Genomic DNA, 19,906 nt, shown 5'->3' on the forward strand with positions numbered 1-19,906 from the left:
ACCCCTGAAAGAGGGCTTGACGAAAAGTGCTCGACGTCAACTTCTTCGATGAGCTGCGTATCGGCCTGGCGACCGCCGACGACATCCGCCAGTGGTCCCACGGTGAGGTCAAGAAGCCCGAGACCATCAACTACCGCACCCTGAAGCCCGAAAAGGACGGACTCTTCTGCGAGAAGATCTTCGGCCCCACCCGGGACTGGGAGTGCTACTGCGGTAAGTACAAGCGCGTCCGCTTCAAGGGCATCATCTGCGAGCGCTGCGGCGTCGAGGTGACCCGTGCCAAGGTGCGCCGTGAGCGGATGGGCCACATCGAGCTGGCCGCCCCGGTGACCCACATCTGGTACTTCAAGGGTGTGCCCAGCCGGCTGGGCTACCTGCTCGACCTGGCGCCGAAGGACCTGGAGAAGGTCATCTACTTCGCCGCCTACATGATCACCTGGGTGGACGACGAGCGCCGCACCCGCGACCTGCCGTCGCTGGAGGCCCATGTCTCCGTCGAGCGCCAGCAGATCGAGCAGCGCCGCGACGCCGACCTGGAGTCCCGCGCCAAGAAGCTCGAGGCCGACCTGGGCGAGCTGGAGGCCGAGGGCGCCAAGGCCGATGTGCGCCGCAAGGTGCGCGAGGGCGCCGAGCGTGAGATGAAGCAGCTGCGCGACCGCGCCCAGCGCGAGCTGGACCGGCTCGACGAGGTGTGGAGCCGCTTCAAGAACCTCAAGGTCCAGGACCTCGAGGGCGACGAGCTGCTCTACCGCGAGCTGCGCGACCGCTTCGGCACCTACTTCTCCGGTGCGATGGGCGCCGCCGCGCTGCAGAAGCGGCTGGAGTCCTTCGACCTGGAGGAGGAGGCCGAGCGCCTCCGCGAGATCATCAAGACCGGCAAGGGCCAGAAGAAGACCCGTGCGCTCAAGCGCCTCAAGGTCGTCTCCGCCTTCCTGCAGACCCGCAACAAGCCCAACGGCATGGTGCTGGACTGCGTCCCGGTGATCCCGCCGGACCTTCGTCCGATGGTGCAGCTGGACGGTGGCCGCTTCGCGACCTCCGACCTCAACGACCTGTACCGCCGCGTGATCAACCGCAACAACCGGCTGAAGCGCCTGCTCGACCTCGGTGCCCCCGAGATCATCGTGAACAACGAGAAGCGGATGCTCCAGGAGGCCGTCGACGCGCTGTTCGACAACGGCCGCCGCGGCCGTCCGGTCACCGGCCCGGGCAACCGTCCGCTGAAGTCGCTCTCCGACATGCTCAAGGGCAAGCAGGGCCGCTTCCGTCAGAACCTGCTCGGCAAGCGCGTCGACTACTCGGCCCGTTCGGTCATCGTCGTCGGCCCGCAGCTCAAGCTGCACCAGTGCGGTCTGCCCAAGGCCATGGCGCTGGAGCTCTTCAAGCCGTTCGTGATGAAGCGCCTGGTGGACCTGAACCACGCGCAGAACATCAAGTCGGCCAAGCGCATGGTCGAGCGCGCCCGCCCCGTGGTGTGGGACGTCCTCGAAGAGGTCATCGCCGAGCACCCGGTGCTGCTCAACCGTGCACCGACCCTGCACCGCCTGGGCATCCAGGCCTTCGAGCCGCAGCTGGTCGAGGGCAAGGCCATCCAGATCCACCCGCTGGTCTGCACCGCCTTCAACGCGGACTTCGACGGTGACCAGATGGCTGTCCACCTGCCGCTGTCGGCGGAGGCCCAGGCCGAGGCCCGCATCCTGATGCTGTCCTCGAACAACATCCTCAAGCCGGCCGACGGCCGTCCCGTCACCATGCCCACCCAGGACATGGTGCTCGGCCTCTTCTTCCTCACCTCGGACCGTGACGACGTCAAGGGCGGCGGCCGTTCGTTCACCTCGACCGCCGAGGCCATGATGGCCTTCGACGCCCGCGAGCTGGACCTGCAGGCGCAGATCGACGTCCGGCTGCCGGCCGGCACCATGCCGCCGCGCGGCTGGACCGCTCCGGTGGACGAGGAGACCGGCGCCCCCACCTGGGTCGAGGGCGAGCCCTTCCGGCTCTCCACCACCCTGGGTCGCGCCCTCTTCAACGAGCTGCTGCCCGAGGACTACCCCTTCGTCGACTACGAGGTGGGCAAGAAGCAGCTGTCGGCGATCGTCAACGACCTCGCCGAGCGCTACCCCAAGGTGACCGTCGCGGCCACCCTGGACAACCTCAAGGCGGCCGGCTTCCACTGGGCCACCCGCTCCGGTGTCACCGTGTCGATCTCCGACGTCGTGGTGCCGCCGAGCAAGCCCCAGATCCTGGAGGGCTACGAGGCCCAGGCCGAGAAGATCCAGAAGCAGTACGAGCGCGGTCTGATCACCAACGACGAGCGCAAGCAGGAGCTCGTCGCGATCTGGACCAAGGCGACCAACGAGGTCGCCGAGGCGATGAACGCGAACTTCCCGAAGACCAACCCCATCTTCATGATGGTGGACTCGGGTGCTCGTGGAAACATGATGCAGATGCGGCAGATCGCCGGTATGCGCGGTCTGGTGTCCAACGCCAAGAACGAGACCATCCCGCGTCCCATCAAGGCCTCGTTCCGTGAGGGCCTCACCGTGCTGGAGTACTTCATCTCCACCCACGGTGCCCGTAAGGGTCTCGCCGACACCGCCCTGCGTACCGCCGACTCGGGCTACCTCACCCGTCGTCTGGTCGACGTCTCGCAGGACGTCATCATCCGCGAGGAGGACTGCGGCACCGAGCGCGGCCTCAAGCTGGAGATCGCCTCGGTGGGCACCGACGGTGTGCTGCGCAAGGCGGACGACGTCGAGACCAGCGTGTACGCGCGCTGCCTCGCCGAGGACATCACCGTCGACGGCCAGGTGCTGGCCCAGGCCGGTACCGACCTCGGCGACGTGCTGATCGACGAGCTGGTCCGCCACGGTGTCTCCACCGTCAAGACCCGTTCGATCCTCACCTGTGAGTCCGCGGTCGGCACCTGCGCCATGTGCTACGGGCGTTCGCTGGCCACCGGCAAGCTGGTGGACATCGGCGAGGCCGTCGGCATCATCGCCGCCCAGTCCATCGGTGAGCCCGGCACCCAGCTGACCATGCGTACCTTCCACACCGGTGGTGTGGCCGGTGACGACATCACCCAGGGTCTGCCCCGTGTCGTCGAGCTCTTCGAGGCCCGTACCCCCAAGGGTGTGGCCCCGATCAGCGAGGCGGCCGGCCGGGTCCGGGTCGAGGACACCGAGAAGACCCGCAAGCTGGTCGTCACCCCCGACGACGGCAGCGAGGAGATCGCCTACCCGGTCTCCAAGCGTGTGAAGCTGATGGTCGGCGAGGGCGAGCACGTCGAGGTCGGCCAGAAGCTGACCATGGGTGCCACCAACCCGCACGACGTGCTGCGCATCCTGGGTCAGCGGGCCGTCCAGGTCCACCTGGTCCAGGAGGTCCAGAAGGTCTACAACTCGCAGGGTGTGTCGATCCACGACAAGCACATCGAGATCATCATCCGGCAGATGCTCCGCCGGGTCACGATCATCGAGTCGGGCGACGCCGAGCTGCTGCCGGGCGAGCTGGTCGAGCGCGGCCGGTTCGAGACCGAGAACCGCCGTGTGGTGTCCGAGGGCGGTCACCCCGCCTCCGGCCGTCCGCAGCTGATGGGTATCACCAAGGCCTCGCTGGCCACCGAGTCCTGGCTGTCGGCCGCCTCCTTCCAGGAGACGACCCGGGTGCTCACCGACGCGGCGATCCACGCCAAGTCGGACCCGCTGCTGGGCCTCAAGGAGAACGTCATCATCGGTAAGCTCATCCCGGCCGGTACGGGTCTGCCCCGCTACCGCAACATCCGGGTCGAGCCCACCGAGGAGGCGAAGGCTGCGATGTACTCGGCCGTCGGCTACGACGACTACGACATCTCGCCCTTCGGCGTGCGGCGCCCAAACGCGTGGTATCGCGTGGTATCACTCGGTATCATCGTTCCATGGCGATGACTCTTCGACTCAGCGAGGCCGACGACAGGCTCCTCACCGAGCGGGCCGCTCTGGAGAAGCGGTCCAAGCAGGAGATCGCTGCCGAGGCCATACACCTCTACCTGACCCGGCGGACCGAGCTGTTCAACAAGGCTCTGGACCGGGTCATGGACGAGGACAGGGAACTCCTGGACCGGCTGGCCGACCAGTGACCGAGTACCTCGACCTGTCCGAGCTGCTGATCATCGCAGCGCGTGTGCAGGGCGGCAGCGAGGCGGCGGTCCGGGACTACGGCCTGATCGAGGCGGCCCTTGCCCGCCCGCAGGCGTCGGTGTTCGGCGCGGACGCCTATCCGACCTTCCATGAGAAGGCGGCGGCCCTGCTGCACTCGCTTGCCCGCAACCACGCCCTGATCGACGGAAACAAACGCACGGCATGGGTGGCCACACGCATCTTCCACGCGGTGAACGAGCTGGAGCTGCGGCCCCCGGATGTGGACTCGGCCGAGAGCCTGGTGCTGGCGGTGGCCCGGGGTGAGATGGACGTCCCGGCCATCGCCAAGTCCTTCGCCCTCTGGTCCACCCGCTGACCACCGCCCCCGGCAGCTCGCCGGCCGGGGCGGCCATGGGGCTCCCACCCGGTCTCCGGGGGCTTCGCCGGCCCTCGGCCGGACGGCGGCGGGGCCGGCCTGTGCCTCCGACGCTCAGCCGAAGGCGGCGCGGTCGGCCGCGGCGCGGCCCTCGGTCCAGCCCTCGGCGTCGCTGACCCGGACCCGCTGCGAGGTCAGCCTGGGGAACATGGCCTCGGTGGCGGAGTCCACCGCCAGCTCCCGGGCGGCAAGGGCGGGCAGCAGCCGCGCGTCCGGGACGGCCTGCTCGGTGCGCTCCGGATCGTCCTCGCGCAGCCGGATGCCCGCCGCGGCGTCGTCAGCGGCCTGCTGGGCGGCGGCGCCGAGGCGCTCGCGGATCCGGGCCGCGTAGGCGATCAGGAAGGACTGCCGGAACGCCCGGGTACGGGAGGCGCCGCCCGCATGGCGGCGGCTGCCGGCCAGGTTCATCGCGGTGGTCGCCTGGACCAGCAGCGAGGTGTAGAGCAGTTCCACGGCGTCCAGGTCGGCGTCGAAGCCGACCACGGTGCAGAAGCCGAACTCGCTGGACCACACCGCGCGGCTGCGGTTGGCGGCGGCGACCGCGTCCAGCAGCATCGTCTTGGGCCCCTCGTACGGACTGTCGACGCCGATGCGCACGGCGGAGGGGGCGTCCTTGTCCGCCTGCCCTGCGGCGAGCAGGGCCTCGTCGATGCTGTGCTGCGCCATCAGCTGCTGGGCCTTGGCGGTCAGTGCCTCGGCCTCCTCCGGGAAGCCGGTGGACTCGGCCTTCGCCAGCAGCGCACGGATCCGGCCGAGCATCCGGGGCTCCCCGGCGGAGCGGCCACCGCGGTGCCCGGCCGCCGCGCGGCCGGGAGCCGGGCCGACCGGCGTGATCGGGGGCAGCAGGGACCAGACACGGAGCAGTTCCAGGATGTGGGTCGCCACGGCGAAGCGGTCCAGACGGCGCTCGGTGGTGACGCGGGGGAGGTAGTGGTCGTCCTCGCCCCACCAGACCTCGGCCTCCAGCTCGCGCAGCTGCTCGGCCCAGCGGCGGTCGAAGGCGGCGGCGGGGTGGCGCCGGGCCTCGGCGGCGATCAGGTCCACGGCCAGCGCGGCGTGCTCGGGCTGCAGGTCGCGGCGGACGATCCGCACCACGTCGGCGGGCCGCCAGCCCGCCGCCCAGAGCCGGGTCAGGGTGCGGTCGCCGAGCGCCAGCAGCGCCTGGCCGAGAGCGGGCCAGCGTTCACCGGTGGCGGCGAGCACGGACGCGGCCCCGTCCAGGGCCGGGACGAGCGCGTCGGGCCCCACGGTGAGGACGCTGTGCAGTGCCTGCTCCAGCAGCTCGGCGGGCGAGGCCGCTGGCGACGGCGCCGGGGGGACGCGGTCGTCGGCGGACGGCCGGGTGTGCTGGTGCCGGCGCTGGTGGCGGCGTTCCTGACTGCGCTTGCCCATGGACGCCGAGGGTAACGGAGCGCGAGGCCCCGCGGCGGGCCGCCGGGGTGCCCGCGGACCTGCTCCGGTGGGCGCGTACGGTCAGGGCCTGCTGCCGCCGTCCAGCAGCCTGGCGGCCAGGGCGGCGGCGGTCCGGGGGCCTCGGCCGCCCTGGTGCTCGGCATGGGAGAGCGGAGGCATGGCCGCCGGGGCGCGTTCGGCCGGTGCCCGTTCCACCACCGTCGTACCGGTGGCGGCCTCCAGAACCGGGGCGTAGCCGGCGGCGCGCAGCGCAGCCAGGGTGTCCTCCGGCTCGGCGGTGGAGACCAGCACGGTGGGGGCGATCCGCCGCAGGCCGAGCCTGGCCAGCGAGCGCGCCTTGGAGAGCTCCATGACCAGCGCCTCGTCGTCGGAGCGGATGCAGCAGGCGGAGCGGACCACCCGCATCCGGCCGTGGGTGCGGGCGATGTCCTTGACCAGGTACTCCAGCGGCTGGGGCAGCGGCAGCCCGCCGGTCGACGCCTCGCTGAGCCGCTGCAGCAGATCGGCTGCGTCCAGACCGCCGTCCAGCGCCCGGCGGACCGAGGCGGGGGTGATCCGCCACACCACGGCGTGCCCCTCGGACTCCCGGACCGCGCAGCCGGAGAGCAGCTCGGCGAGTTCCGGGGAGGCGGCGCCCGCGACGACGGCCGTGAGGTCGGCCTGGAAACGGGCGGTGGTCTGCGGCGGCGGCAGGAGCTCGGCCAGCGCGCCGCGCAGCCGCCGCACCGCGTCGGCGACCGCGGGATAGGAGTCCAGCCGGGGCCCTGCTCCGGGTACGGCGGGGTAGTACCGGTGCGCGCCGGAGTGCAGCAGGGCCCGTACGGCGTGCCCGATCGGGGTGAGCGCGCCATGGGCGACCACACCCAGCAGCCCCGCCTCGGCGAGGGTGGCGGCGACCCGGCCCTCCAGGTCCTCCACCGGCGCGAGCACCGACGGCCGCTGCCACACGGTGCGGACCAGCAGCGAGTCCGGCGCCGGCAGCGCGTCCGCCCCCAGGCCCCGGCCCTCGGGGAGCCCGGCGAGGGCGTCCAGCAGCGCCCCGCGCAGCGCAACGGCGGTCGGGTCCTGCGGCGTGACCAGCGCGACGGGGGTGTCGTCCGGGTCCGGCCAGTAACTGAGGATCTCGGGGGTGACCGCCCAGGCGGCCACCAGCGGCAGCAGCCGCTCGGCGGGTGCGGACGACAGCCAGGAGTCATAGCGTTCGGTCGGTACGATCCGGCCGGGCGGCGCCGGTGCCGGCCGGCGGCCGCGTCCCTTGGGCGGCTCGTCCTGCACCGCGCCGAGCAGGTCGGCTCCGGCCGCCAGGTCCAGCCAGAGGCGGGCCCGGGCCTCCGGGATGCCGACCGTCTTCGCCAGCCGCCTGCTGTCGCGCACCGCCACCCCGCCGGCCTTGCGCAGCGCCGGGGGCTGCGCCGCCACCGCCCGCAGGACCAGCTCCGCCTGGGAGGCCGCGGCGGCCGCCGCCGTCTGGGCCTCGCCATCCGCGCCCCGGCCGAGCACGACCAGCCCCGCCACCGGCGGGGGACAGGGGTCGAAGGCGGGACGCTCCTCGTCCGGCCGGAGGGCGGCGCCGACCTCGCGCGGCAGCTCCACCAGGTCGGTGCCGACCGGAACCAGCAGCCCGCGCTCCGCCAGCCAGTCCACGCCCGGGTCCCCGGAGCCCGCCGCCCGGAACAGGAACTTGGCCCGGCCCGCCGCGTAGTAGCCGTACTGCGAGGTGAAGCAGCGGGTGTGCAGCTGAGGCGGTCCCGGGACCAGCCTGCCCAGGACGTCCTGTGCCTGCGGCGGGGCCTGCGCCACCAGCGCCCGTACCTCCGCCGGGTCGCCCAGCAGGGTGGTCACCGCGCGCTGCGCCAGGTCACGGGAGCGCGCCGCGGGCAGCCCAAGACCGGCCGCGACCCGGTGCACCTCGGCGGCGTTGAACGCCTCGGTCAGCAGCCGGTCCACCGGCCGTCCCAGCCCGCGCAGCTCTGCGGACCTGCGGTGCAGCAGCATCGGCACGCTCAGCAGCCGCCCGTCGTGCGGCGGCAGCACCAGGGCGCGTGCCGCCAGCCGGTCGAGGCGCTCCTCGGCCGCCCGGCGGGCCCCGGGATCGGTGGCGACCGCCTGAAGCAGCTCCTCACGCGGTACGGCCCGCTCGGCCGGGTCGGGCTCCCCGCCCGGGTCCGCCAGGGCGGGCAGCGGACCGTGCCGCAGGTCGGCCAACCGGGCCACCGCCACCAGGAGCTGCAGCTCGGCCGTGTCGAGCAGGCCCAGGGCCCGCGCCGTCGAGTGGTCGCCCAGCAGATGCCCCGCGAGGGAGCGGAGCGAGTCCAGGACGTGCGGGACGTAGGCGGCGGCGCCTGGCAGATCACGCTCCCGCAGCAGCTCGGCGAGCTGCTCGGGCGTGCGGTCGGCAAGCCAGGTGCTGAGCGCGGCGGGGCTTTGCATGGCCCCGAGCCTAGGGCCCCGCCGTGGTGCGGTGTGCCGGACGGCACCAGGCCGGCCCGCGGGGGGTGGTGCCAGGTCCACCCCGGGGGACGGGTTTCAGGACCAGTGACCCGGGAGGGACGGGTGGGCAAGACTGGCACCGTTGGGGACGGTGCGGTCGAGGAGAGGTGCGATGAGCGTCAGCGAGCCGGTGGCGGCGGACGGCCCGCGGGCCGAGTGGCAGAGGGTCCGCGACTGGGCGGGGGCCAGGATGACGGCCGTCTGGCGGTGCGCGGTGGTGGCGGTGCGGGCCGGACTGGGCCCTGCGGCGCTCTTCTGCGGCGTGCTGGTCGTCGGTGTGGGTGCGGCGCGGGGCCGCTCCGGGGACCTCGGCAGGCTGCTGTTCCTGGCGGTCGGCTGCTGCGCCCTGGTGGTGGCCGCGTTCGGGCTGGGCAGGGCCAACGCCCGCTGGTCCCGGCGGCAGGCCGAGACCTGGTTCGGCGTCCGCGTCCCCGAGCGCTACCGTCCGGTGCGTCCGCTGGAGCGCAGCGACCGCGGCCACTGGTGGACGGGGTACGGCTACCACCAGCGCCGCGCCACGGCGCAGGTGTCACGGTACGTCAACTGGGCGGTCCGGGACCCGGAGAACTGGCGGGACCAGGCCTGGCTGGCGTTCAACCCGCTGGCCGCCGCCGTCACGGCCGGACCGGTGGTGGTGCTCGCCGCCGGGGGCCTGACCGCCGTGGTGGCGGGTGTCGCCGTGCAGCTCGTCAGCTATCCCTTCGCCTCCGGGCCCGCGGAGCAGGCCCTGCTGCTGGGGTCGGCCGCGGCGCTGACCGGTCTGCTGCTGGCGTCGCCGGCGCTGCGGCTGCACACCCGGCTGATGCGGCGGACGCTCGACCCGCAGGACGCCTCCTCCCGGGCCGCGCTGGTGGAGCGGGTCCAGCACCTCACCTCCACCCGGGCCGACGCGGTCGGCGACCAGGCGGCGGAGCTGCGCCGGATCGAACGCGACCTGCACGACGGGGCGCAGGCCCGGCTGGTCGCGATCGGCATGACGCTGGGCACCATCGAGCATCTGATGGAGAGTGACGCCCCCGCCGCCCGGGCGCTGCTGGCCGAGGCCAGGCAGTCCTCCCAGAAGGCGCTGCAGGAGCTGCGCGACCTGGTGCGGGGCATCCATCCGCCGGTGCTGGCGGAGCGCGGGCTGGGGGACGCGGTGCGGCTGCTGGCGCTGGACAGCCCGCTGCCGGTGGAGGTGTGCGTGGACCTGCCGGACCGTCCGCCGGCGCCGGTGGAGGCGGCCGCGTACTTCTCGGTCTGCGAGCTGCTGACCAACGCGGCCAAGCACTCGGGGGCGGGGCAGGTCTGGGTGGACATCCTGCACCGGGCCGGTGCGCTGCGGATCACCGTCACCGACGACGGACGCGGCGGCGCGGACCCCGCGCGGGGCAGTGGGCTGCGCGGCATCGAGCGGCGACTGGGTACCTTCGACGGTGTCCTCGCCCTGGCCAGTCTCCCGGGCGGACCGACCACCGTGACCATGGAGCTGCCGTGCGCGTCGTCCTCGCCGAGGATCTCTACCTCCTCCGGGAAGGTCTGATCCGGCTGCTGGAAGCCCATGGCTTCACCATCGCCGCAGCCGTGGAGACCGGCCCCGACCTGCTGCGGGCGCTGCTGGAGGAGCGGCCGGACGTCGCGGTGGTGGACGTACGGCTGCCGCCGACCCTCACCGACGAGGGACTGCAGGCGGCGCTCGCGGCGCGCCGGGAGATCCCGGGGCTCCCCGTGCTGGTGCTCTCCCAGCACGTCCAGCAGCTCTATGCGCGGGAGCTGCTGGCGGACGGTTCCGGCGGGGTCGGCTATCTGCTCAAGGACCGGGTCTTCAACGCGGAGCAGTTCATCGACGCCGTACGCCGGGTGGCGGCGGGCGGTACCGCGATGGACCCCGACGTGATCGCCAAGCTGCTGCAGCGCGGGGGCCGCTCGGAACCGATGGGCCGCCTGACGCCGCGGGAGCGCGAGGTGCTGGAGCTGATGGCGGAGGGGTGCTCCAACTCCGCGATCGCCGCGCGGCTGACGGTCAGCGACGGGGCGGTGGCCAAGCACATCGCCAATATCTTCAGCAAGCTGGACCTGGTCCCCACTGATGACGCCAACCGCCGCGTCCAGGCGGTGCTGGCCCACCTGGACGCGGTCCGCTGACCTCAGCGCTCGATCACCGAGCCGAGGATCTCCGGCAGCCGCCGCAGCAGCAGCCGGGCCGCGATCCGGATGCCCAGGGCCGCCACTGCCGCGCCGTACAGCAGGCCGGCCGGCAGCACCACCCAGGTGGGGCCGCCGGCGAGGTGCAGCGTCACGGCCAGGGCGCCCAGCGGCACGGTCAGCGCCAGTACGCCCACCATCGACCCCAGCATGTTGCCCAGCACCAGCCCGCTCTGCCCCGGGGCGGCGTTCTGCATCGGACTGCCCCCGGCGGGCATGGCGTACGGGACCAGCACACTCAGCAGGATCCCCATGCCGAAGCCGCAGCCGAGCAGCGCCCAGGTGAGGCCCAGGGCCTCCGGCAGGTCGGCCCAGCCGCCGCTGAGGGCGGCCGCCAGCACGCTGAGCACCGCCGTGAACGGCACCGCGTAGCAGGCCGCCGCGAGCATGCGGCCGCGCAGTTCGGCGCGGGCGTCGCCGGGGGAGTTCAGGGTGAGGGCGATCAGCCAGAACGCGGAGCCGTCCATACCGAACAGATTGAGCATCTGCAGGCCCAGCAGCAGGCCGCCGACCAGCACCACATAGACGCTGGCCCAGCCCTGGACGGCCGAGAGCAGGCAGAACACCAGGGTCATCCCGACACCGCTGAAGATCGCCACCTTGGCCCGCGGCTCCCGCCAGGCGTAGCGGAGGTGGCGCTGCATCGCCGCCCCCGCCCGGCCGGGCGGCAGCAGCCGGGCCGCCCACCGGGTCCTGCGGCCGGAGTCCGTACTCACGGTGGGAGCCGCGGAGAGGGTGGAGGAGTCGGCGGTGACCATCAGCCGTACCAGGCAGGCCAGCCACCAGCGCAGCAGCAGCACCAGCAGGGCCACGGTCTCCAGCAGCTGGGCGGCGGCCGGCGCCCAGGAGCCCTCACCGGCGGAGCGGACCGCGCCCAGCGCGCTCACCGGCGGCACCCAGCGCAGCACGTCGCCCCACGGGGCGAGCGCCGACAGGTCGAGGCCGCCGCCGGAGCGCGCCTGGTGGGAGATGGACTGGAAGAGGATGTTGGCGCCCTGGATCAGGAAGGCGAAGAGCAGCCCGCCGAAGACGGCGAAGTCGCGGCCGCGCCGGCTGGAGAGCAGCCGGGCGTTCCCCACCGCCACCGCCCGCGACAGCGTCACCAGGGTGAGCGCCGTGAGCGGCACCGCCACCACCGCCACCACGGCGGAGGCCGCGCCGGACGCCGCAGCCACCGCCGCTCCGCTCAGCAGCAGCAGAGCGACCACCGGGCCGGGGCCGACCAGCGCCGCCAGCAGCATGCCGCGCAGCAGCGGCCGCGGCCGCAGCGGCAGCATGGTGAGGCGGGTCGGGTCGGCGCTCTCGTCCGAGGTGAAGAGGAAGAGCGGCAGCGCGGCCCAGGCCAGCGTCAGCGCCGTCGCCAGTACCAGCGCCGCGTCCTTGGCGCCGTGGTGGCCGTGCAGGGCGGCGATGCCGACCGCCACCCCGGCGGCCGCCAGCAGTCCTCCGACGGAGCCCACGACATACGCCGCGGCACGTCCGCCGCTGCGCCGCAGTCCGTTGCGCAGCAGCCGCAGCTTGAGCGAGACCAGCGCCCGGACCACCTGCCGGTCCGCGGCCACCTGGCGGTCGGCGGCCGGGTCCCGGGGCGCGGTCGTGGCCGCGGTGGTCACTGCGCACCGCCGCGGTCCGCGCCGAGCCAGCCCAGCGACTCCGCGCCGCCGTCGTCGCGCGCTCCCACCAGGGAGAGGAACGCCTCGTGGAGGCTGCGGTCGCCGCGTACCTCGTCGAGCGGTCCGTGGGCGACGATCTGACCGGCGTTCACCACGGCCACCCAGTCGCAGAGCTGCTCCACCAGCTCCATCACATGGCTGGAGAACACCACGGTGGAGCCGGCGGCGGCATAGCGCTTCAGCACCCCGCGGATGGTCTGCGCGGAGACGGGGTCCACGCCCTCGAAGGGCTCGTCCAGAAAGACCACCGAGGGGTTGTGCAGCAGCGCCGCCGCCAGCCCGATCTTCTTGCGCATACCGGTGGAGTAGTCGGCGACCAGCTTGCCGCCCGCGCCGTCCAGGTCCAGGACGCGCAGCAGCTCGCCGGCCCGCCGGTCGACCTCGGCCGTGGGCATCCCCCGCAGCCGCCCGTTGTACTGCAGCAGTTCGCGCCCGCTCAGCCGCTCGAACATCCGCAGGCCCTCGGGCAGTACGCCGATGCCGGCCTTGGCCGCCGCCGGGTCCCGCCACACGTCGGCGCCGTGGATCAGCACGGTGCCGTGGTCGGGCCGCAGCAGTCCGGTGGTCATCGACAGGATGGTGGTCTTGCCCGCGCCGTTCGGCCCGACGAGTCCGACGAAGGCGCCGGCCGGCAGTGTCAGCCGGACTCCGGCGACCGCGATCTGCTGCCCGAAGCGCTTCCAGAGATCGTGTATCTCCACCGCCGCCGGCTGTGGTGTGCCCATGTCTCCCCCGTCAGACGGGGGCGGAGCCTGCCTCCGCCCGCCCATGGCGGTGCATTGTCCTCCGCGTCGCGCGGGCGCGGCGCGGTGGGGCGCCGAACCCCGTGGCCCGTACCGGAGGGGCGCGGACGCGGGCGGATTCCCCAGGCAACCACCTGGCCGTCAGCTCCGTCCTGCACTATGAAGAGGACACCGATCTGGAGGTGGCCGATGGCCGTACAGCCTTGGCGAGGGGCGCCCCAGCCGTGGGGGCCCTGGCAGCCCGTGCCGTCTCCGCAGGCGGCGATGCGCGCCGCCCACGCGGACCGGGAGCGCACCGTGGATGTGCTCAAGGCCGCGTACGCCGAGGGGCGGCTGGGTTCCGAGGAGTACGGCCAGCGGGTGGACGCGGCCTATCGGGCGCTGACCTACGGTGAGCTGGCGCAGCTGGTCTCGGATCTGCCGAGCGGTCCGATGGTGCTGCCGATGGGCGGCGCGGCGGTGCCGGCGCTCCCGGTCGTGCCGATGGTGCCGCCGACCTTCGCGCCGCCTCCGCCGGCGCCGACCAACCATCTGGCGGTGGCGTCGCTGGTGCTGGGTCTCCTCGGCTTTCTTCCGTTCGGCATCGCCTCGGTGCCGGCCCTGGTGCTCGGCCATGTGGCGAAGTCCCAGATCCGTGTCTCGGGGGAGCAGGGCGACGGGATGGCGACGGCCGGGGCGGTGCTGGGCTGGCTGGGTGGCGCCTTCTGGGCGATGGTCCTGCTGTTGGTGGTCGCAGGCTGAGCGCGTCACCCGGAAGGGGGTTCCGCGCCGCGCCGTGCCGGGCTACGGTGGGCGCTGTTCCGGGCCCTGTGCTATGGGCGGGCCCGATGGTGGCGGCCAGGACCTGCGGCGGCCCATTTGTTTTGACCCGCGCCGATGCGGTAGGTACGCTCTGACCTTGTGCCTGGGGTGTCCCCGGGTCTCTTGTGCGTGCATGCACACCGGTCGCTGAGCCGGCCGGAACCGCCCCGCGGATTCGCCTGAGCGAGCGCGGCGGCAGCACATCGCACCTTGGGATTCCGTGATTCCTCGTCCCTGAGCCCGTTGCTGCGGGCCACAGGATCGGAAGAGGCCCGACACGCCCGACCGCGTGGGTCGGACGGGGCGGGAACGCACCAGGTTAGTTCCACCAAGACTTGGCACACAGAAAACGGAGAAACGGTGCCTACGATCCAGCAGCTGGTCCGAAAGGGCCGGCAGGACAAGGTCGAGAAGAACAAGACGCCCGCACTCAAGGGTTCGCCCCAGCGCCGTGGCGTCTGCACGCGTGTGTACACGACCACCCCGAAGAAGCCGAACTCGGCTCTCCGCAAGGTCGCCCGTGTGCGCCTCACCAGCGGGATCGAGGTCACCGCTTACATCCCGGGCGAGGGCCACAACCTGCAGGAGCACTCCATCGTGCTCGTGCGCGGCGGTCGTGTGAAGGACCTGCCGGGTGTGCGCTACAAGATCATCCGCGGTTCCCTCGACACCCAGGGTGTCAAGAACCGCAAGCAGGCCCGCAGCCGCTACGGCGCCAAGAAGGAGAAGTAAGAATGCCTCGCAAGGGCCCCGCCCCGAAGCGCCCGGTCATCATCGACCCGGTCTACAACTCCCCCCTGGTGACCTCGCTCGTCAACAAGGTCCTGCTGCACGGCAAGCGCTCCACCGCTGAGCGCATCGTGTACGGCGCCCTCGAGGGCATCCGCGAGAAGAGCGGCAACGACCCGGTCGTCACCCTCAAGCGCGCCCTGGAGAACGTCAAGCCGACCCTCGAGGTCCGCTCCCGCCGTGTCGGTGGCGCCACCTACCAGGTGCCGGTCGAGGTCCGCCCCGGCCGTTCCACCACCCTGGCGCTGCGCTGGCTGGTCGGTTACTCCCGCGCCCGCCGCGAGAAGACCATGACCGAGCGTCTGCTCAACGAGATCCTCGACGCCTCCAACGGCCTCGGCGCCTCCGTGAAGCGCCGCGAGGACACCCACAAGATGGCCGAGTCCAACAAGGCCTTCGCGCACTACCGCTGGTAGTCGACCCGCCTACGACAAAGACGAGAGAGAAGACGAGCCACCATGGCTACTACCTCCCTTGACCTGGCCAAGGTCCGCAACATCGGGATCATGGCGCACATCGACGCGGGCAAGACCACCACCACTGAGCGGATCCTGTTCTACACCGGTGTGAGCTACAAGATCGGTGAGGTCCACGACGGCGCTGCCACGATGGACTGGATGGAGCAGGAGCAGGAGCGCGGCATCACCATCACGTCCGCCGCGACGACCTGCCACTGGACGGTGGACGGTTCCGACCACACCATCAACATCATCGACACCCCGGGCCACGTCGACTTCACCGTCGAGGTGGAGCGCTCGCTGCGCGTGCTCGACGGTGCCGTGACGGTGTTCGACGGTGTCGCCGGTGTCGAGCCCCAGTCCGAGACCGTGTGGCGGCAGGCCGACCGGTACAACGTCCCGCGTATCTGCTTCGTCAACAAGCTGGACCGCGTGGGCGCGGAGTTCCACCGCTGCGTCGACATGATCGTCGACCGCCTCGGTGCCACCCCGCTGGTCATGCAGCTCCCGATCGGTGCCGAGGCGGACTTCCGCGGCGTCATCGACCTGGTCCGCATGAAGGCCCTGGTCTGGTCCGAGGACGCGCCCAAGGGCGAGATGTACGACGTCGTCGACATCCCGGACACCCACGTGGACGTCGCCCAGGAGTGGCGCGACAAGCTGCTGGAGACCGCCGCCGAGGGCGACGACCAGCTGATGGAGCTGTACCTGGAGGGCAACGAGCCCACCACGGAGCAGCTGAAGGCCGGCATCCGCCGCGCCACCATCGCCGGCAACCTCACCCCGGTCTTCTGCGGCACCGCGTTCAAGAACAAGGGCGTTCAGCCCCTGCTCGACGCGATCGTGGAGTACCTGCCCTCCCCGACCGACGTCGAGGGCGTCACCGGCCACAAGGTCGGCGACGAGGAGACCGAGATCTTCCGCAAGGCCTCCGACGACGAGCCCCTGTCGGCCCTGGCCTTCAAGATCATGAGCGACCCGCACCTCGGCAAGCTCACCTTCGTCCGGATCTACTCCGGCCGTCTCGAGTCCGGCACCCAGGTGCTGAACTCGGTGAAGGGCCGCAAGGAGCGGATCGGCAAGATCTACCGGATGCACGCCAACAAGCGTGAGGAGATCCCCAGCGTCGGTGCCGGCGACATCATCGCCGTCATGGGCCTGAAGGACACCACCACCGGTGAGACCCTGTGCGACGCGGCCAACCCGGTGATCCTGGAGTCGATGAACTTCCCGGCTCCGGTCATCCAGGTCGCCATCGAGCCCAAGTCCAAGGGCGACCAGGAGAAGCTGGGCATCGCGATCCAGCGCCTGGCCGAGGAGGACCCGTCCTTCCAGGTCCACACGGACGAGGAGACCGGCCAGACCATCATCGCGGGTATGGGCGAGCTGCACCTCGAGGTGCTGGTCGACCGTATGAAGCGTGAGTTCAAGGTCGAGGCCAACGTCGGCAAGCCGCAGGTGGCCTACCGTGAGACCATCCGCAAGGCGGTCGAGCGGATCGACTACACGCACAAGAAGCAGACCGGTGGCTCCGGCCAGTTCGCGAAGGTCCAGATCGCCATCGAGCCTCTCGAGGGCGGCGAGGGCTACGAGTTCGTGAACAAGGTCACGGGTGGCCGCGTGCCGAAGGAGTACATCCCTTCGGTCGACGCCGGTGCCCAGGAGGCCATGGAGTTCGGTGTCCTCGCCGGCTACCCGATGGTGGGTGTGCGAGTGACCCTGCTCGACGGTGCCTACCACGAGGTGGACTCCTCCGAGCTCGCCTTCAAGATCGCCGGTTCCATGGCGTTCAAGGAGGGTGCGCGCAAGGCCAGCCCGGCCCTGCTCGAGCCCATGATGGCCGTCGAGGTCACCACGCCCGAGGACTACATGGGCGACGTGATCGGCGACATCAACTCCCGCCGTGGCCAGATCCAGGCCATGGAGGAGCGCAGCGGAGCCCGGGTCGTCAAGGCCCTCGTCCCGCTCTCCGAGATGTTCGGCTACGTCGGTGACCTGCGCAGCAAGACCTCTGGTCGCGCGAGCTACTCGATGCAGTTCGACTCGTACGCCGAGGTTCCGCGGAACGTGGCGGACGACATCATCGCCAAGGCCAAGGGCGAGTGATTTCCGGATTTTCCGGACCAATCCAAAGCCTTAGGCTGTAAGGAGGCATTCCCGGCATCCCCCTCGCGGGGTGCCGGGGCCTCCGGCCCCCACCCGCGGGCCGGGACCGTACGCACACCAGCGTCCGGCACCGTCCCGACCAAGACCAACTGACGTCGTACGGCGTACAGAACCAGTCCACAGGAGGACCCCAGTGGCGAAGGCGAAGTTCGAGCGGACTAAGCCGCACGTCAACATCGGCACCATCGGTCACATCGACCACGGTAAGACCACTCTTACCGCGGCGATCACCAAGGTGCTGCACGACGCGTACCCGGACCTGAACCCCTTCACGCCGTTCGACCAGATCGACAAGGCGCCGGAGGAGCGGCAGCGCGGTATCACCATCTCCATCGCGCACGTCGAGTACCAGACCGAGGCGCGTCACTACGCCCACGTCGACTGCCCGGGTCACGCGGACTACATCAAGAACATGATCACCGGTGCTGCCCAGATGGACGGCGCCATCCTCGTGGTCGCCGCCACCGACGGCCCGATGCCGCAGACCAAGGAGCACGTGCTCCTGGCCCGCCAGGTCGGCGTGCCGTACATCGTTGTCGCCCTGAACAAGGCCGACATGGTGGACGACGAGGAGATCCTGGAGCTCGTCGAGCTCGAGGTCCGCGAGCTGCTCTCCGAGTACGAGTTCCCGGGCGACGACGTTCCGGTCGTCCGCGTCTCGGCGCTCAAGGCCCTCGAGGGCGACAAGGAGTGGGGCGAGAAGCTGCTCGGCCTGATGGCCGCGGTGGACGAGTCCATCCCCACCCCCGAGCGTGACGTCGACAAGCCGTTCCTGATGCCGATCGAGGACGTCTTCACGATCACCGGTCGTGGCACCGTCGTCACCGGTCGTATCGAGCGCGGTGTGCTCAAGGTCAACGAGACCGTCGACATCGTCGGCATCAAGGAGACCAAGACCACCACCACGGTCACCGGCATCGAGATGTTCCGCAAGCTGCTCGACGAGGGCCAGGCCGGTGAGAACGTCGGTCTGCTGCTCCGCGGCATCAAGCGCGAGGACGTCGAGCGCGGCCAGGTCGTCATCAAGCCGGGTTCGGTCACGCCGCACACCGACTTCGAGGCCCAGGCCTACATCCTGTCGAAGGACGAGGGTGGCCGCCACACCCCGTTCTTCAACAACTACCGGCCGCAGTTCTACTTCCGTACCACGGACGTGACCGGCGTTGTGACCCTCCCCGAGGGCACCGAGATGGTCATGCCGGGCGACAACACCGGTATGACGGTCGCGCTGATCCAGCCGGTCGCCATGGAGGAGGGCCTCAAGTTCGCCATCCGTGAGGGTGGCCGTACCGTCGGCGCCGGCCAGGTCACCAAGATCGTCAAGTGACGACCTGAAGGATCTGCCTGCCCGTCAGGCATCCACCCCAGGGCCCCGCACCCCGTCCGCAAGGACGGCGGTGCGGGGCCCTGGGGCTTTTCCCGGCGCAACGCACGCCGTGCCCCGCGTATCGCGCGCCCGGCGGGCCGCGCCCCGAACAGGCGTCAGCGCCAGGCGGGGTGCCCCTCGCGCGGCGCGCCGGTGGTGAGCTTGCGCGCGCCGGTGCCGTCGGTGTGCACCGCCCAGATCCGCGGCTGGTCCACCGGCCCCCGCACATAGGCGATCCAGGCGCCGTCCGGATGCCACACCGGGTCCATCTCCCGGTCCGCGTCGCTGGTCACCGCCCGGTCGCCCCGGCCGTCGCTGCCGATCACATGGATGTCGCTGGTCTGCGCCTCGCCGGCGGTGTACGCGAGGTACCTGCCGTCGGGGGACCATGCGCTGTCCAGAGCCCGCACCGGGTCATGGGTGACCTGGAACCAGGAGCTGCCGGGGGCCGCCGGGTCCAGCAGGAAGACCTGCCAGACGCCGCCGCTGCGCTTGCTGCTGACCGCGATCCGGCCGCCCTTCGGGGACCACGCGGGATCCTCGACGGCGTCCTTGCCCGTGGTCAGCTGGCGCGCGGTGCCGTCCGAGACCCGCACCGTGAAGAGCTGCTGGACCCCGGCGGCCTTGCGCAGCACGGCCAGCTGCTCGCCGTCGGGCGACCAGGAGACCCTGCTGCCCTTGGCGATGCCGGCGAGGCGGTGGGCACCGCTGCCGTCGGCGGCGGCGATCCAGACCTCGGAGCTGTTGCCGGCGGTCCGGGTGAAGGCGAACCGGGTCCGGTCCGGAGCCCACTGGGGCAGGCTGTCGCAGGTGCCGCCGGGGACCAGCTGGGCGGGTCTGTCCTGGCCGTTGGGCCGCTGGGCGATCACCGAGTGGCACGCCGCGGGCCAGCCGGCCGCGGTGTCCAGCCGGATCAGCATGGAGCCGCCGGGCAGCTTGGGGTACCCGGAGGCAGGGCGGGAGGCGGTGGTGCCGCCCCCGGGGGAGTGGGAGCCACGCGGGGTGCCGCCGGTGCCCGTGCGGTCGCCGAGCTGTTGGTTGATCAGCAGTGCGGCGGCGGCCGCCAGCGCGACGCCGCAGACCCCGCCCAGCACCATGCGCCGACGCCGGCGGTCCGGGCGGTGGCCGTCGCCCGACGGTACGGGGCTTCCCACCGTGACCGGAGGCTGTCCGGCCGCCCCGAAGGCGCCACCGGCCGGCCCCACGGGCGCTGTCGCCCGGACGGTGACCGGTGGCGGCCCCGCCGGGGACGGGTACGGGGGCACGGGC

15 protein-coding genes are annotated in these 19,906 nt (G+C 71.8%); 10 read left to right on the plus strand and 5 right to left on the minus strand.

Annotated features, from left to right (window positions below; genetic code table 11):
* The first annotated feature begins 26 nt into the window (after positions 1-26).
* Genes AOK09_RS21955 through AOK09_RS21965 form a run of 3 tightly spaced genes read left to right on the plus strand, consistent with a single transcriptional unit; the run spans position 27 to position 4,494 of the window.
* Complete coding sequence (locus tag AOK09_RS21955; protein WP_245687412.1) at positions 27-3,926, plus strand: DNA-directed RNA polymerase subunit beta'; 3,900 nt, start codon at positions 27-29, stop codon at positions 3,924-3,926.
* Entirely contained in the window at positions 3,917-4,117 is a 201-nt protein-coding gene (locus AOK09_RS21960) for a ribbon-helix-helix protein, CopG family (RefSeq protein WP_055588941.1), read from the plus strand. Before AOK09_RS21955 ends, AOK09_RS21960 begins: the two co-directional genes overlap by 10 nt.
* Positions 4,114-4,494 carry a type II toxin-antitoxin system death-on-curing family toxin gene (locus AOK09_RS21965; protein ID WP_055588942.1) on the plus strand — a complete coding sequence of 127 codons (381 nt, stop codon included), beginning with the start codon at positions 4,114-4,116 and terminating at the stop codon, positions 4,492-4,494. The genes AOK09_RS21960 and AOK09_RS21965 overlap by 4 nt, the downstream gene beginning before the upstream one ends.
* A gap of 114 nt (positions 4,495-4,608) precedes the next feature.
* Here the strand turns inward: AOK09_RS21965 and AOK09_RS21970 are convergent, their stop codons facing one another.
* Together AOK09_RS21970 and AOK09_RS21975 are read right to left on the minus strand one after the other, a co-directional pair.
* A complete protein-coding gene (locus tag AOK09_RS21970) occupies positions 4,609-5,946 on the minus strand; it encodes a DUF2786 domain-containing protein (RefSeq protein WP_079063302.1) in 1,338 nt (445 codons plus the stop codon).
* A gap of 81 nt (positions 5,947-6,027) precedes the next feature.
* A complete protein-coding gene (locus tag AOK09_RS21975) occupies positions 6,028-8,397 on the minus strand; it encodes a helicase-associated domain-containing protein (RefSeq protein ID WP_055588943.1) in 2,370 nt (789 codons plus the stop codon).
* Positions 8,398-8,569: 172 nt separating this feature from the next.
* On the opposite strand from AOK09_RS21975, the gene AOK09_RS21980 reads away from it, so the two are divergent.
* Entirely contained in the window at positions 8,570-9,979 is a 1,410-nt protein-coding gene (locus AOK09_RS21980; protein ID WP_055588944.1) for a sensor histidine kinase, read from the plus strand.
* Positions 9,931-10,581, plus strand: a complete 651-nt coding sequence (locus tag AOK09_RS21985) for a response regulator transcription factor (protein ID WP_055588945.1) — start codon at positions 9,931-9,933, stop codon at positions 10,579-10,581. Before AOK09_RS21980 ends, AOK09_RS21985 begins: the two co-directional genes overlap by 49 nt.
* Before the next feature lie 2 nt (positions 10,582-10,583).
* Here AOK09_RS21985 and AOK09_RS21990 read toward each other — a convergent pair whose 3' ends face one another.
* Positions 10,584-12,254: a hypothetical protein gene (locus tag AOK09_RS21990; protein WP_055588946.1), complete on the minus strand. Its 1,671-nt coding sequence runs from the start codon at positions 12,252-12,254 to the stop codon at positions 10,584-10,586.
* Positions 12,251-13,039 (minus strand): ABC transporter ATP-binding protein, encoded by a 789-nt coding sequence (locus AOK09_RS21995; RefSeq protein WP_055588947.1) that lies wholly within the window; start codon positions 13,037-13,039, stop codon positions 12,251-12,253. The genes AOK09_RS21990 and AOK09_RS21995 overlap by 4 nt, the downstream gene beginning before the upstream one ends.
* A 261-nt stretch (positions 13,040-13,300) precedes the next feature.
* On the opposite strand from AOK09_RS21995, the gene AOK09_RS22000 reads away from it, so the two are divergent.
* The 5 genes from AOK09_RS22000 (at position 13,301) to tuf (ending at position 18,598) form a co-directional block, all read left to right on the plus strand.
* A complete protein-coding gene (locus AOK09_RS22000; RefSeq protein WP_245687413.1) occupies positions 13,301-13,798 on the plus strand; it encodes a DUF1707 and DUF4190 domain-containing protein in 498 nt (165 codons plus the stop codon).
* 420 nt (positions 13,799-14,218) lie between these two features.
* A complete protein-coding gene (gene rpsL, locus AOK09_RS22005; RefSeq protein ID WP_014144289.1) occupies positions 14,219-14,590 on the plus strand; it encodes a 30S ribosomal protein S12 in 372 nt (123 codons plus the stop codon).
* Positions 14,591-14,592: 2 nt separating this feature from the next.
* The gene (gene rpsG, locus AOK09_RS22010) at positions 14,593-15,063 is read left to right on the plus strand and encodes a 30S ribosomal protein S7 (RefSeq protein ID WP_055588949.1); all 471 of its coding nucleotides are present in this window, start codon (positions 14,593-14,595) and stop codon (positions 15,061-15,063) included.
* Positions 15,064-15,105: 42 nt separating this feature from the next.
* Complete coding sequence (gene fusA, locus AOK09_RS22015) at positions 15,106-17,211, plus strand: elongation factor G (protein WP_055588950.1); 2,106 nt, start codon at positions 15,106-15,108, stop codon at positions 17,209-17,211.
* Positions 17,212-17,404: 193 nt separating this feature from the next.
* A complete protein-coding gene (gene tuf, locus AOK09_RS22020) occupies positions 17,405-18,598 on the plus strand; it encodes an elongation factor Tu (RefSeq protein ID WP_055588951.1) in 1,194 nt (397 codons plus the stop codon).
* A gap of 155 nt (positions 18,599-18,753) precedes the next feature.
* Here the strand turns inward: tuf and AOK09_RS22025 are convergent.
* Positions 18,754-19,906, minus strand: a 1,153-nt coding sequence (locus AOK09_RS22025; RefSeq protein ID WP_407675428.1) for a TolB family protein, incomplete at its 5' end; no start/stop codon positions are given.

It is taken from the genome of Peterkaempfera griseoplana (assembly GCF_001418575.1).
GTDB classification, from domain to species: Bacteria; Actinomycetota; Actinomycetes; order Streptomycetales; family Streptomycetaceae; genus Peterkaempfera; species Peterkaempfera griseoplana.

Coding starts and splice junctions, on each gene's coding strand:
- AOK09_RS21960 (WP_055588941.1), top strand. CDS start 3,917: ATGGCGATGACTCTTCGACTCAGCGAGGCCGACGACAGGCTCCTCACC.
- AOK09_RS21970 (WP_079063302.1), bottom strand. CDS start 5,946: ATGGGCAAGCGCAGTCAGGAACGCCGCCACCAGCGCCGGCACCAGCAC.
- AOK09_RS21975 (WP_055588943.1), bottom strand. CDS start 8,397: ATGCAAAGCCCCGCCGCGCTCAGCACCTGGCTTGCCGACCGCACGCCC.
- AOK09_RS21980 (WP_055588944.1), top strand. CDS start 8,570: ATGAGCGTCAGCGAGCCGGTGGCGGCGGACGGCCCGCGGGCCGAGTGG.
- AOK09_RS21995 (WP_055588947.1), bottom strand. CDS start 13,039: ATGGGCACACCACAGCCGGCGGCGGTGGAGATACACGATCTCTGGAAG.
- rpsG (WP_055588949.1), top strand. CDS start 14,593: ATGCCTCGCAAGGGCCCCGCCCCGAAGCGCCCGGTCATCATCGACCCG.
- fusA (WP_055588950.1), top strand. CDS start 15,106: ATGGCTACTACCTCCCTTGACCTGGCCAAGGTCCGCAACATCGGGATC.